This window comes from Sphingobium sp. TB-6 (assembly GCF_012927365.1).
Classification (GTDB): Bacteria; Pseudomonadota; Alphaproteobacteria; order Sphingomonadales; family Sphingomonadaceae; genus Sphingobium.
In genome coordinates, this window is record NZ_JABBGL010000006.1 from 192,406 (window position 1) to 206,056 (window position 13,651).

At 64.1% G+C, this 13,651-nt stretch carries 13 protein-coding genes; 9 read left to right on the top strand and 4 right to left on the bottom strand.

Annotated features, from left to right (window positions below; translation table 11 throughout):
* Nucleotides 1-112 precede the first annotated feature (112 nt).
* The 3 genes from glk to HHL26_RS10740 are packed head-to-tail and all read left to right on the top strand — an operon-like array spanning nt 113 to nt 2,245.
* Nucleotides 113-1,078 carry a glucokinase gene (gene glk, locus HHL26_RS10730; RefSeq protein ID WP_066558257.1) on the top strand — a complete coding sequence of 322 codons (966 nt, stop codon included), beginning with the start codon at nt 113-115 and terminating at the stop codon, nt 1,076-1,078.
* Nucleotides 1,078-1,695, top strand: a complete 618-nt coding sequence (gene eda, locus HHL26_RS10735) for a bifunctional 4-hydroxy-2-oxoglutarate aldolase/2-dehydro-3-deoxy-phosphogluconate aldolase (RefSeq protein ID WP_066558260.1) — start codon at nt 1,078-1,080, stop codon at nt 1,693-1,695. Before glk ends, eda begins: the two co-directional genes overlap by 1 nt.
* A 37-nt stretch (nt 1,696-1,732) precedes the next feature.
* Nucleotides 1,733-2,245, top strand: coding sequence for a hypothetical protein (locus tag HHL26_RS10740; RefSeq protein WP_066561815.1), 513 nt, complete (start codon nt 1,733-1,735; stop codon nt 2,243-2,245).
* Nucleotides 2,246-2,313: 68 nt separating this feature from the next.
* Here HHL26_RS10740 and HHL26_RS10745 read toward each other — a convergent pair whose 3' ends face one another.
* Nucleotides 2,314-2,898 carry a gamma carbonic anhydrase family protein gene (locus HHL26_RS10745; protein WP_066558262.1) on the bottom strand — a complete coding sequence of 195 codons (585 nt, stop codon included), beginning with the start codon at nt 2,896-2,898 and terminating at the stop codon, nt 2,314-2,316.
* 1 nt (nt 2,899) lies between these two features.
* Complete coding sequence (gene hemB / locus HHL26_RS10750; protein ID WP_066558264.1) at nt 2,900-3,895, bottom strand: porphobilinogen synthase; 996 nt, start codon at nt 3,893-3,895, stop codon at nt 2,900-2,902.
* Between the two features lie 73 nt (nt 3,896-3,968).
* Between hemB and HHL26_RS10755 the strand changes: the two genes are divergently transcribed.
* Nucleotides 3,969-4,346 (top strand): VOC family protein, encoded by a 378-nt coding sequence (locus tag HHL26_RS10755; protein WP_066558271.1) that lies wholly within the window; start codon nt 3,969-3,971, stop codon nt 4,344-4,346.
* Nucleotides 4,347-4,365: 19 nt separating this feature from the next.
* On the opposite strand, the gene HHL26_RS10760 is transcribed toward HHL26_RS10755, so the two are convergent.
* Entirely contained in the window at nt 4,366-5,946 is a 1,581-nt protein-coding gene (locus HHL26_RS10760) for a M28 family metallopeptidase (protein WP_066561817.1), read from the bottom strand.
* A 121-nt stretch (nt 5,947-6,067) separates the two neighbouring features.
* On the opposite strand from HHL26_RS10760, the gene HHL26_RS10765 reads away from it, so the two are divergent.
* From HHL26_RS10765 to HHL26_RS10775, 3 genes are all read left to right on the top strand, one after another.
* A complete protein-coding gene (locus tag HHL26_RS10765; protein ID WP_066558274.1) occupies nt 6,068-6,772 on the top strand; it encodes a DUF2807 domain-containing protein in 705 nt (234 codons plus the stop codon).
* 94 nt (nt 6,773-6,866) lie between these two features.
* On the top strand, nt 6,867-8,135 hold the full coding sequence (locus HHL26_RS10770) for an ammonium transporter (protein ID WP_066558276.1): 1,269 nt from the start codon (nt 6,867-6,869) through the stop codon (nt 8,133-8,135).
* Nucleotides 8,136-8,137: 2 nt separating this feature from the next.
* Nucleotides 8,138-8,983: a glycosyltransferase family 2 protein gene (locus HHL26_RS10775; protein ID WP_066558279.1), complete on the top strand. Its 846-nt coding sequence runs from the start codon at nt 8,138-8,140 to the stop codon at nt 8,981-8,983.
* Nucleotides 8,984-9,002: 19 nt separating this feature from the next.
* Here the strand turns inward: HHL26_RS10775 and HHL26_RS10780 are convergent, their stop codons facing one another.
* On the bottom strand, nt 9,003-10,334 hold the full coding sequence (locus HHL26_RS10780) for an MFS transporter (protein WP_066558281.1): 1,332 nt from the start codon (nt 10,332-10,334) through the stop codon (nt 9,003-9,005).
* A 189-nt stretch (nt 10,335-10,523) separates the two neighbouring features.
* Here HHL26_RS10780 and cyoA point away from each other — a divergent pair, with 189 nt between their 5' ends.
* Nucleotides 10,524-11,639, top strand: coding sequence for a ubiquinol oxidase subunit II (cyoA, locus tag HHL26_RS10785; protein WP_082748600.1), 1,116 nt, complete (start codon nt 10,524-10,526; stop codon nt 11,637-11,639).
* Nucleotides 11,640-11,644: 5 nt separating this feature from the next.
* Nucleotides 11,645-13,651 (top strand): cytochrome o ubiquinol oxidase subunit I, encoded by a 2,007-nt coding sequence (cyoB, locus tag HHL26_RS10790; RefSeq protein ID WP_066558287.1) that lies wholly within the window; start codon nt 11,645-11,647, stop codon nt 13,649-13,651.

Here is a 13,651-nt window from a genome sequence, read left to right on the forward strand (position 1 = left end):
TCATTCCCGCGAAGGCGGGAATCCATCTCCCGACTTAGCAGTTGGGACAATGGCAGGAGATGGATCCCCGCCTTCGCGGGAATGACGTATCTATATACCCAAGGTACCAAATATGACCGAAATCATCGCAGCCGATATCGGCGGCACCAACGCCCGTTTCGCCCGCGCAAAGCTGGATGCGCGGGGTGTGCCGACGCTCGGCAAGGTGCGCAAATATAAGGTTGCGGATTATCCCAGCCTTCAGGCCTGCTGGGCCGCATTCGTCGAGGATGAAGGGGGTGATCTGCCCACCTCCGCCTCAATCGCCTTCGCCACCGCCATCGGGCGCGAGGTCATCAAGCTGACCAACAGCGCCTGGGTGATCCGGCCCTATACGCTGGACGAGGAATTGGGCCTCAAACATTTGCGGCTGGTCAATGATTTCGAGGCGGTGGCCCATGCCGTGGCGCGTCTGCCGCAGGAAAATCTGCCGCTGCTGTTCGGGGAGGACAAGCCCTTTCCGCGTGACGGCGGGGTGACGATATTGGGGCCGGGCACAGGGCTGGGCGTCGCGATGATCGCCTTCGACGATGGGCAGCCGCATGTCATCGCCACCGAGGGCGGGCATCTGGACTTCGCGCCGCTCGATCCGCTGGAGGAGAAGATCCTCGCCTATCTGCGGGACAAATTCCTGCGCGTGTCGACCGAGCGGATCGTGTCGGGGCCGGGCCTCAACAATATCTACAAGGCAATGGCGACCATCGGCCATGATCGGGTCGTGTTGATGGAAGATGCCGAGCTTTGGCAGGCGGCCATTGATGGCACGGACGAATTTGCGCGGGCGGCGTTCGACCGTTTCTGCATGTCCTATGGATCGGTCGCGGGTGACTTGGCGCTGGCGCAGGGGCCGCATGCGGTGGTGCTGGCGGGCGGGCTGACGCAGCGGATGCGCGGATTGCTGCCGCAGAGCGGGTTTCATCAGCGCTTCACCGCCAAGGGACGGTTCGAGAGCCTGATGAAATCCGTGCCGATCCGCCTCGCATTGCATGACGAAATCGGGCTGTACGGCGCCGCCGCGGCCTTTCGGGAGAAGAAATAATGTCCTTGAGCGTGGAACAGGTGATGGAACTGGCGCCGGTGATCCCGGTGCTGGTGATCGATCGGGTCGAGGATGCGTTGCCGATTGCGCAGGCGCTGGTGAAGGGCGGGCTACCCGCGCTGGAAGTGACGTTGCGGACGCCGGCTGCTCTGGATGTGATCCGGGAAATGGCGAAGGTCGAGGGCGCGGTGGTGGGTGCGGGGACCGTGCTCAATCCCGCGCAACTCGATGCCGCGATGGAGGCGGGGGCGCGCTTCATCGTCAGTCCCGGTCTCACCGAACCATTGGGCAAGGCGGCGATTGCGGCGGGGATTCCCTTCCTGCCCGGCACCGCGACGGCGGGCGACATCATGCGCGGGCTGGATATGGGCCTTTCGCATTTCAAATTCTTTCCGGCGGAAACTTCGGGCGGTTTGCCTGCGCTCAAGGCTCTGGCGGCGCCCTTGCACACGGCGCGTTTCTGCCCGACCGGCGGGATCACGGCGGAAAGCGCGCCGAAATGGCTGGCCGAGCCCTTCATCAAATGCGTCGGCGGCAGTTGGGTCGTGCCCAAGGGGCCGGTCGATCCGATGAAGATCGAGGCGCTCGCCCGCGAAGCCGCATCGCTTCCGCGCTAAGCTTGCCTCCGCGCCAACGCCATCCTAGATGCGTTTCATGAACCTGCGTCGGCTGCTTCCATCCCTGGCCCTGTTCCTGTCCGGTTGCGCCAGCACCTTTCAGGGCTATCCCTCACTCGCCAAGCGGGCGATCGAGGGTGCGCCCATTGCCGAGGCGGCGCCCCAACCCTCGCCGGTCGCGCCGGAACCGGAGCTGGTCCAGAATGTGGAGCGGCTGACGGCGCAGGCTCAGACGGGCGGATCGGCTTTCGACAAGGCCTGGCCCGCGGCGGACAGGGCGACGCGGGCGGCTTCCGGATCGGCGGTTTCCAGCGAGGCCTGGGTGGCGGCGCAGACGGCGTTGAGCGCGCTCGAATCGGCGCGCAACGACAGCGTGTCGGCGCTGGCGAGCCTGGACGTGCTCTATGTCGAGCGCAGCAATGCGGTGTCCGAAGGCAAGGCCAGCGGCGGGATCGAGGCGATCGATGCTGCGCGCGGGGTGGCGCTGGCGATCGTCGACGGGCAGAATGACCGGCTGGACGTGCTCAAGGGCCGGTTGGCTCAGCCTTGATCCTGAGCATTTCGCATTTCGTGCTCCTGCCTTCGCAGGAGCAGGATTCATATAAACCTTAGGCTGCTTCAATCCGACGCGAACGCCGCCTTGACCGCGCCCTTATGCGCCTTGCCGTTATGGACATAATGTTCGACGCCTTCGCGCATGTCGATCAGCACTTCGTCGGATAGATCACGCATATATTTGGCGGGGCGGCCTGCCCAAAGCTGGCGGTGCGGCACCGTCTTCCCCGGCGAAAGCAGCGCGCCCGCCGCGAGCATGGCGTCGCTTTCCACCGTGCACCCGCTCATGACGATGGCGCCAAGACCTACGAAAGCCCGGTCCTTCAGGATACAGCCATGGACCATCGCCATATGGCCGATCAGCACATCTTCCCCGATGACGGTCGGCCAGCCTTCGGACGGGCGGCCGTCGATATGGTCGCCGGGGCTGTCGCAATGGACCACCGTGCCGTCCTGGATATTCGTCCGCGCGCCGATATGGATGAAATTCACATCCGCCCGGATCACGCAATTATACCAGATGCTGACATCGGGACCGATCTCCACATCCCCGATGATCCGGCAGCCGGGCGCGATGAAGGCGCTGGGGTGGATCTTCGGCGTCTTGCCGTTGAAGGGGATGATGGAGGCTTCGGGGTGATCGGTCATTTCAGGCTCCCAGCAGGCGGGCGGCGTGAAGCGCGTGATAGGTGAGAACGCCCGAGCAACCGGCCCGCTTGAACGCCATCAGCGTTTCCAGCACCAGCGCGTCGCGATCCCCCGCCCCTACGGCGGCGGCGGCCTCCAGCATCGCATATTCGCCCGACACCTGATAGGCGAAGACGGGCACTTCGAACCGATCCTTCACTCGGGCGATGATGTCGAGATAGGGCAGGCCCGGCTTCACCATCACGCTGTCCGCGCCTTCGGCAATGTCTAGGGCGACTTCGCGCAGCGCTTCCTCGCTGTTGGCGGGGTCCATCTGATAGGTCTTCTTATTGCCTTTCAGGAGGCCGCTGGAGCCGACCGCATCGCGGAACGGGCCGTAAAAGGCGCTCGCATATTTGGCGGCATAGGCCATGATCTGCACATTGGCATGGCCTTCCTCCTCCAGCGCCTCGCGTATCGCGCCGACGCGGCCATCCATCATGTCGCTAGGCGCGATGATGTCCGCGCCCGCCGCCGCCTGATTGAGCGACTGGCCGATCAGCACGTCGATGGTGGCGTCGTTGACGACATAGCCCGCTTCATCCAGCAGGCCGTCCTGGCCATGGGCGGTATAGGGATCGAGCGCCACGTCGGTCAGGATGCCGATCTCCGGCACCGCGTCCTTGATCGCCCGGATGGCCCGGCACATCAGATTATCGGGATTGAGCGCCTCTTCACCATCGTCGCTGCGCCGTTCGGGCTGGGTGTTGGGAAAGAGGGCGAGGCAGGGAATGCCCACCGCCTGCGCTTCCCGTGCGCGTTCCACCATCAGGTCCACCGACCAGCGGGAGACGCCGGGGAGCGACTTGATGGGTTCTTCCACCCCCTGCCCTTCGGTGACGAACAGCGGCCAGATGAAGTCGCTGGGGCTGAGGCGATTTTCGGCGTGCATCGCCCGGCTCCAGGCCGAGGCGCGGGTGCGGCGCAGGCGAAGCGCCGGATAGGAGGCGTGAGTCATGGCCGGCTGTGTAGGCCGCCCGGACGGGGGGATCAAGGTTCCGGCGATGCGACCGCTATGATAGGGCGCGGGCATGCGTGCCATCCATCATATCGCGATCATCTGTTCCGACTATGCGCGGTCCAGAGCCTTTTATGTCGACATTCTGGGCTTTGGCGTGATCCGCGAAGTGTGGCGCGACGAGCGGCAATCGTGGAAATGCGATCTGGACGCGGGCAATGCCCAGATCGAACTTTTCTCCTTTCCCGCGCCCCCGCCCCGTCCGACCCGGCCGGAAGCCTGCGGCCTGCGTCACCTCGCCTTCACGGTCGACGATCTGGACGGGGAAGTCGCGCGGCTGGCGGCGGCGGGGATCGCCTGCGAGGAGGTCCGGATCGATCCTTACACCGGACAGCGCTTCACCTTTTTCGCTGATCCGGACGGGCTGCCGCTGGAATTTTATGAGGCATGATCCCTATTGGGCTCAGATCCTATTTCACAAAGCGGCGGAAGAAGCTGTCCCCGTTCCATTGCGGCCGTCCCGGCGCATTGGCGACGCGCAGAGTCACGGCGGCGACATAGTCGTTGAGCTTCACCGATTCCGCCGGCATCACCGGCTGGTTCGCATCGTCCCTGGGCGAATGGTAGATATTGGCGCGCCAGGCCTTTTCAACCGCCGCCTCCGGCGTGTCCGCCTTGAAGCCATATTTGAAGAATAGCGCGGGGATGCCCGTGCGGATGAAGCTATATTGGTCGGAGCGGATGAAGACGTTCCGGTCGGGGAAGGGATCGGGCGTGATCGGCAGGTTCATCTGCGCGCTCACCGCTTCGGCATCCTTCCCCAAGCTGCTCTGATCGTAGCCGATCGGCGTAACGCTGGTCAGCGGGAAGATCGGCAACGCCATGTCGAAATTCAGGTCCGCCACCATCGCCTTGTGCGGCACGGTCGGCCGCCGGGCGAAATAGGTGGAGCCGAGCAGCCCCTTTTCCTCCGCCGTCACGAAGGCGAACAGGATCGATCGCCTGGGCTTCACCTTGCTCTCGCGCAGGGTGCGGGCGATTTCGAGCAGGCTGGCCACGCCGGAGGCATTGTCGATCGCGCCATTATAGATCGCATCGCCCTTGATCGGCGTGCCGACGCCATAGCCGTCGAGATGGGCGGACAGGATGACATATTCCTTTCGCAGCGCCGGGTCCGTTCCGGGCATGAGCGCGATGATGTTGGGCGATGAGATGTCCGAGCGTCTGGCCGCCACCTTCGCGTCCAGTCGCCGGGCAAGCGGGAAAGAAGGCACGGGCGCGGATTTGTCGGCGGCGGCGGCGATCTCCGTGAAATCATGACCGGAGCCCGCAAAAAGCAGCGCGGATTTGGCGGGATCGAACTGCGCGCTCAGGAAAGGCGCGGCAGTCTCTCGCAAGGCCTGGTCGCGGAAGAACAGAGCGGGTTGGCTGGCCAGGGCCATGCGGCGGTCCCAGGGAATCTCGACCTGCTTGGGCGTGACCAACTGGATCAGGCCGAGCGCGCCCTGTTTGGCCAGCCATGCGGCGCGTTCCGAGCGTGCATGGGATTTGAGCGCGCCGGAAATGGTCGAGGGGCCGCCGGAAACGACCACCACGATCTTGCCCTTAAGGTCGAGCCCGGCGAAATCGTCATGGTTCACTTCGGGCAGATGCAGGCCATAGCCCGCGAAGACCAGCGGCGCGCTGACGGTTGGCGGAACGGGGCCGCCGCCACCCGAGAAAATGATGTCGGCGGGCACGGCAAGCGCCGTTTCGCCCTCCGCTCCGGTCAGGCTGGCGCTGCTGTCCTGCGACAGGATCACCTGCTCCGTGAAGGCGATGGGCTGTTTATAGCCATGCGTGCCCGCTGGCTGGAGGCCGAGCGCCTGAAGCTGAGCGATCACATAGTCGGCTGCCTTGTCATAGCCCGGTTTGCCGGTGCCTCGTCCTTCATAAGCGTCGCCGGCAAGGGTGCGGACGTGGCTCCACCAGGCTTCCGCCCTATTGTCAGGTGCAGCCAGGGCCGTCGTGCTGATCAAACCCAGAAGAAGTCCGGAAAATAGTTTGCGCATCAGCCACATGCCCTCTTTTGGAAACCTGACGATCTTGCCCGATCCGGTGCGACGAACAAGGGGGCTTGGAACCGCTACGCCCTATTCGTATCAGGATCGCGATAGAGGTTGGGAGACCGTCATGCCGCTTCCCCGTTTTCTTGTTCTTCTGACCGTGACGATAGCGGGATTGGCGGCTCCCGCAGGGGCGGCGACGCGGGGCTTCACCCTCTCCAGCTTCGATGCGATCCGGGTGGATGCGCCGATAGAGGTCGTGATTACCACGGGCGCCGGAGCTTCGGCGCGGGCGGAGGGTGATCAGGCTGTGCTGGACCGGCTGAAGCTGGACCTGTCCGGACGCCTGCTGGCGGTGACGATGGAGCGAGCGCAGCCGGGCGAGAAATCCGGCGGGCGGGCGGTGCTGCGGCTGTCGACCGGCGATCTGGGCCGTGTCGTGCTGACCGGGGGTGGATCGGTTTCGATCAGCCGGATGAAGGGGCTGCGCGGGGAGATCGTGCTGGGCGGCAATGGCGACGTCAGCGTGGCGGCGGTGGATCTGGAGCAGCTCCATCTGGGCGTGGTGGGGGCCGGGCGGGCGAATCTGGCCGGGCGGGTCGGTGTCGCGACCGTGCGGGTTACTGGTCCGGGCGCGGTGGCGGCGGAGGGACTGCGGGCGCGGCAGGCCGTGGTCGCGAATGACGGGCCGGGGAATGTGGCGCTGACGGCGGAGGTGACCGCCAAGGTGACGGCTTCCGGGTCGGGCGACGTGACGGTGGCGGGAAAAGCGGCGTGCAGCGTCGACAATCGCGGGACGGGGCGGATCAGTTGCGGGGGTGCGGCTTATTAGGATGGGATTGGAGGCAGGCTCCCTGATATATCAGGTTAGGCAAGTCTTTACTTCGCATGCGTTACGACGGGCCGAATTCTGGCTGGATTGTTTGATGCGTCGTCTGCTTGCCCTTCTTCTTCTTTCCGCGCTGATCGCGCCCGAAACCGCGATGGCGCAGGTCGCCGTGGCGGATAGCGGCGATACGGCGTGGATGATCCTGTGCGGCGTGCTGGTGCTGCTGGCGGCTTTGCCGGGACTGATGTTGCGTCATGCGGGATTGGTCCATGCGCGCAGCGCCCTGTCGGTGGGCATGCAAGGGCTGGTGGTGGCCGCAGGGATTTCGCTGCTCTGGGGGATCATCGGTTACAGCCTCGCCTATGCGCCGGGAAGCGGCTGGCTGGGCGGGCGGGCGCATATATTGCTCGCCAATCTGGGGGCGTTGCGGGATGGGCTGACCGTGCCGGAATCGGCCTTCGCGCTGTTCCAGATGGGGCTGGCCGTCTTCGCCGCCTGCCTGTTGCCCGGTGCGGTGGCGGAGCGGGTGCGTCTGGGATGGATGACGGCCTTTGCCCTGCTCTGGCTGTTGCTGGTCTATGCGCCGGTGGTGCATTGGGTCTGGGGTGGCGGATGGCTGGCAGGCCTGGGCGTCATGGATTTTGCGGGCGCGCTGGTCGTGCATCTCTGCGCGGGTTTTTCGGCGCTGGCGCTGGTGCTGATCGTGGGCAAGCGACGGGCGGTTTCCGGGGGGCATGCGCCGCTTCTGAGCCTTGCAGGTGGCGTGCTGCTGTGGATCGGCTGGGCGGGGATTGTGGGTGGCTGGGCCTTTGGCGCGACGGACAATGCCGCGACGGCCATTCTCAACGCCCATTTCGCGGCCTGCGCGGGCGCTTTCGGCTGGATGCTGGTGGAGCGGATCGATCTTGGCCGGGTGACGACGACCGGAGCCGTGTCGGGAGCGTTGGCCGGGCTGGTGGCGATTTCCGCTTCGGTGGCCCTGGTCGGACCGGGCGGGGCGATGATGATCGGGCTGATCGCCGCGCTGCTTTGCCGGGTGGCCAAGGCGCTGCTGGGTGCGCGGATCGACGATGCGGCGGATGTGTTCCTGATCCACGGGCTGGGTGGGCTGATCGGGGTGTTGCTGCTGGTTCCCTTCGTGCTCCCGGCGCTGGGCGGAGTCGGCTTCGCGGCGGGGATCAGCCTTGGCGGCGCCATCGTCGCGCAGGTCATCGGCATAGTGGTGGTGGCGCTGTGGGCGATGGCCGGATCAGCGATCATCGCCCTGATGCTGTCGGTGATCGTGCCAGCCCGGATCGGCGCGCGGGAGGAGGAGGAAGGCCTCGATCTGACGCAGCATAAGCAGCAGAGCTGGGATTTTCGCTAAAGGTGGGCATCGCCGTCGGCATATTCGCGCATCAGGAGGAACGGCGGATCGGGCTGTGCCTGGCGTCCCTGCCGCTGGACCGGGCGGACATCGTCTTTCATGTGCTGGTGAACGGGTCGACGGACGCCACTGCGGCGCGGGCGCGGGAGGCGAGCGGCGGACGAGCGAATGTTATCGTCCATGACATGGCCGCCGGTGGCAAGGCGCGGACATGGAATCATTTCGTCCACGACCTGCTCCGCGGCGATGAGGATGCCGTCATCTTCATGGATGGCGATGCCGAAATCGTCGCCGGGTCGATCGACGCGCTGACGGCGGCGTTGGCGGCACGGCCCGATGCCAATGCGGCTGCGGGGATGCCGGTCAATGGGCGGTCGGTCGAGGTCTATCGCCAGAGCCTGCGGGATGAACGGGGGCTGTTCGGTGATCTTTATGCGCTGTCCGGACGGTTCGTCGCAGCAGTCCGGGCGCGAGGCTTGCGCTTGCCAGAGGATCTGGTGGGAGACGATGGGCTGGTGGCCGCCTGGGCGCATACCGATCTGGGGCGTGATGCCGATTGGGATCGGGAGCGGGTGCTGGCGTGCGAGGATGCGGGCTTTCGCTGCGAGGCGGTGAGCCTGCTGCGGCCCTCCACGCTTCACATGCAATATCGGCGGATGATCAATTATTCGCTGCGCTATTTCCAGAACCGGATCATTTCCGACATCATGGCACGTGACGGAGTATCGGGGTTGCCGGTTCGCATGGATGCGCTTTACGGCGAATGGTTGCCGCGTTTTCGGCCCCGGCCCTTGCCGACAGGATGGTTCGATCGCAGGGCTTTGGCGCGAATGAGGGGGAAGCGATAAGGCCTCCCCCCTTTCCTTCTCAGCGGTCGCGGGCCGCCAGTTCCTTGTTGACGTAGAGCGCCACCATGGTCGCCACCGCGCCCGAGAGCAGGTAGATGCCCGAGGCGGCCAGACCGAACTTCACCGACAGCAGCAACGCCACCAGCGGAGCGAAGCCCGCGCCGACCAGCCATGCAAGGTCGGAGGTCAGCGCCGATCCGGTATAGCGCGCTTCGGTGGCGAAGTTGGACGCGACCACGCCGGAGGACTGGCCGAAAGCCAGGCCCAGCAGCATGAAGCCCAGGATCATGAAGGCGACCTCGCCCAGATCCCCGCCATTCAAGAGCAACGGCGCCATGACGCTGAAGATCGCGATGCCGAGCGCCGACCATGCCAGTAGCGAGCGGCGCCCGATCTGGTCCGCGACGAAGCCCGAGACGACGATGGCGAGCAGGCCGACCGACGCGCCGATCATCTCGATGATCAGGAAGCGTTCCAGCGGCTGCTTCGTGAACAGCGCGACCCAGCTCAGCGGGAAGACCGTCACCATGTGGAACAGCGCGAAGCTGGCCAGCGGGGCGAAGGCGCCGATGATGATGTTGCGCCCTTCCGCCTTGACGGTGGGCAGCACTTCGGAGGGTTGCAGATCCTTCTGTTCGAACAGGCGCTCGAACTCATGGGTCACGACGATCCGCAGGCGGGCGAACAGGGCCACGACGTTGATCGCGAAGGCGACGAAGAAGGGATAGCGCCAGCCCCAGTCGAGGAAATCCGCGCGAGACAGCGTCATCAGGAAGAAGGCGAACAGACCGCTCGCCACCAGCAGCGCCAGCGGTGCGCCCAATTGCGGCACCATCGCATACCAGCCGCGCTGATGCTGCGGCGCGTTCAGCGACAGGAGCGAGGCGAGGCCGTCCCAGGTTCCGCCGAGCGCGATCCCCTGCGCGGCGCGCAAAATGACCAATACGACCGCTGCATAGTGGCCAATGGTCTCATATCCCGGCATGAAAGCGATCGACGCGGTCGATCCGCCCAGCAGGAACAAGGCCACGGTCAGTTTCGTGCCCCGACCGAAATGGCGGTCGATGGCCATGAAGATCAGCGAGCCGATGGGCCGCGTGATGAAGGCGACGGAAAAGATCGCGAAGGAATAAAGCGTGCCGGTCAGGGCATCCACATAAGGGAAGACCAGGTGCGGGAAAACGATGACCGAAGCGATGGCATAGACGAAGAAATCGAAGAATTCGGAGGTGCGACCGATGATGACTCCGATGGAAATATCACCCGGCGCGATCTTGTGGTCCCGCGCATTGATCAGGCGCGCATCATCCTCCAGCGACCGGGAGGTGAAGGTCATGGCCTGTGAACTCATAGGCATCCGCTCCTTGGCTTAAGCCACCGGAACCCTTTTTCTGTTCTGCCGGCGGCCACGAACAGGCAACATAACAGAAAACCCGCAGAGTCTAAGCAGTATCCCGCAATCCAAGCATTTTTTGCACCTGCGCACTATGGGACAAATTGCCCACTGTTCGACTCCCTGTGGACGGGTTAGCGCGCGCTCATGCCACACCCCCTCTTCCCCAACTGGACCCGAATTTTCCGCTGGTCCGCTCCGATTCTGGCGCTGCCGCTGACGGCATGCAACTGGGTCGTGATGAACCCGTCGGGCGATATTGCGGTGCAGCAGCGCGACCTGATCCTGATCTCGACCGCGCTGATGCTGCTGATCGTCATTCCCGTCATGGCGCTGGTCGTCTTTTTCGCCTGGCGTTACCGCTCTGCGAACGAGGCGGCGGAAAAGGAATATGATCCGGATTGGGATCATTCGACCAAGCTGGAGCTGCTGATCTGGTCCGCGCCGCTGCTGATCATCATCTGCCTGGGCGCGCTGACCTGGGTGAGCACGCACAAGCTGGACCCCTATCGGCCGCTGGACCGGATCGACGCGCAGACCCCCATCGACCCCAAGGTGAAGCCGCTGACTGTCGAGGTCGTCGCGCTCGACTGGAAATGGCTGTTCATCTATCCGGAGCTGGGCATCGCCACGGTCAATGAGCTGGCGGTCCCGACCAATGTGCCGGTGCGTTTCGACATCACCGCCTCGACGGTCATGAACAGCTTCTACATTCCTGAACTGGCGGGGCAGATCTATGCGATGCCGGGCATGAAGACGCAGTTGCATGCGGTCGCCAACAAGGCGGTCGGTGGCGTGGGCTTTTCCGCCAACTATTCGGGCGCGGGCTTCAGCCATATGCGCTTTGCTTACAAGGCGCTGGACCGGGCCGGTTTCGACGGCTGGGTGGCGAAGGTGAAGGCTGGTGACGTCAATCTGGACCGCAATGTCTACCTGACGCTCGCCAAGCCCAGCGAGAAGGCGCCGGTCGCCTATTTCTCCGCCGTCGATCCCAAGCTGTTCGACGCGGTCGTGAACCTTTGCCCCAAGCCCGGCCAGCGCTGCATGGGCGAGCTGATGCACATCAACATGATGGGCGGCGCGGGCAAGGAATCGGCGCATGAGACCGAAGGCCTTCGCTACGACTTCCCCAACAGCCATGTGATCGACCAGACCGAGCGCAATAAAGGCGTGCAGACCGCGCCGGACGCTCCGGGGGCCACCGAGGCTCCAGCCGATCACTCCTCCCATAGCGGCGCTGACGCGCACGCGCAGCATCGGTAAGGCCCATGACTGGCACAATGACAACAGCACAGATGATCTTCGGTCGTCTGACATGGGACAGCTTCCCATGGCATGAGCCCATCATTGTCGCGACCTTCGCGGCGGTGGTGCTGGGCGGCGCGGCGCTGGTCGCGGCGCTCACTTATTTCAAGCTCTGGGGCTATCTCTGGAAGGAGTGGTTCACCAGCGTCGATCACAAGAAGATCGGCATCATGTATATGGTGCTGGGCCTCATCATGTTCCTGCGCGGCTTTGCCGACGCGATCATGATGCGCTTACAGCAGGCGCTCGCCTTCAACGGGTCGGAGGGCTATCTCAACGCCCACCATTATGATCAGGTGTTCACGGCCCATGGCGTCATCATGATCTTCTTCGTGGCGATGCCGTTCATCACCGGTTTGATGAACTATATCGTCCCGTTGCAGATCGGTGCGCGCGACGTCAGCTTCCCCTTCCTGAACAATTTCTCGTTCTGGATGACCACGGGCGGCGCGGTGTTGGTGATGATGTCGCTGTTCCTGGGTGAGTTCGCCCAGACCGGCTGGCTCGCCTATCCGCCGCTTTCGGGGATCGCCTACAGCCCGGCCACGGGTGTCGATTATTATATCTGGGCGCTACAGGTGGCCGGTATCGGCACGACCCTGTCCGGCATCAACCTGATCGCGACCATCGTGAAGATGCGCGCGCCGGGCATGTCCCTCATGAAGATGCCGGTGTTCACCTGGACCTCGCTCTGCGCGAACATCCTGATCGTCGCGTCCTTTCCCATCCTGACCGCCACGCTCGTCCTGCTCTCGCTCGACCGCTATCTGGGCACCGCCTTCTTCACCAATGATTTCGGTGGCAATCCGATGATGTATGTCAACCTCATCTGGATCTGGGGCCACCCGGAAGTCTACATCCTCATCCTGCCGCTGTTCGGTGTTTTCTCCGAAGTCACCTCGACCTTCTCGGGCAAGCGTCTCTTCGGCTACACCTCCATGGTCTATGCGACCTGCTGCATCATGGTGCTGTCCTACCTCGTGTGGCTGCACCACTTCTTCACCATGGGGTCGGGCGCCAGCGTCAACAGCTTCTTCGGCATCACGACAATGATCATCTCGATCCCGACGGGGGCCAAGCTGTTCAACTGGCTGTTCACCATGTATCGCGGCAAGATCCGTTTCGAGCTGCCGATGATGTGGACCGTCGCCTTCATGCTGACCTTCACGATCGGCGGCATGACCGGCGTGTTGCTCGCCGTTCCGCCCGCGGACTTCGTGCTGCACAACTCGCTGTTCCTGATCGCGCACTTCCATAATGTGATCATTGGCGGCGTGCTGTTCGGCCTGTTCGCAGCGATCAATTACTGGTGGCCCAAGGCGTTCGGCTTCAAGCTGAACGTCTTCTGGGGCAAGGTGAGCTTCTGGTGCTGGCAGATCGGTTTCTGGATGGCCTTCACCCCGCTCTACATCCTGGGCCTGATGGGCGTCACCCGCCGCATGCGCGTGTTCGACGATCCGTCGATCCACATCTGGTTCATCATCGCCGCCGTCGGCGCTGCGATCATCGCGGCGGGCATCGGCGCCATGCTGGTCCAGTTCGCAGTCTCCATCTGGAAGCGCGAGGAACTGAAGGACGAGACGGGCGATCCGTGGAACGGCCGCACGCTGGAATGGGCGACGTCGTCGCCGCCGCCGGAGTATAATTTCGCCTTCACGCCGGTCGTCTACGACACCGACACATGGGCGGACATGAAGCGGAACAATTATCAGCGTCCGCTCTCCGGCTACCAGCCGATCCATATGCCGAGCAGCACCGGCGCGGGCGTGATCCTCGCGGGTCTGGCGACGCTCTGCGGCTTTGCGCTGATCTGGTACATCTGGTGGCTCGCGGGTCTCAGCTTCGTCGGGATCGTCGCGGTCGCGATCGGCCACACCTTCAACTACAAGCGCGACTTCCACATCCCGCAGGATGTCGTGACGCGCACCGAGGAAGAGCGCACGCGCACCCTCGCGGCGGCAGGAGCCTGA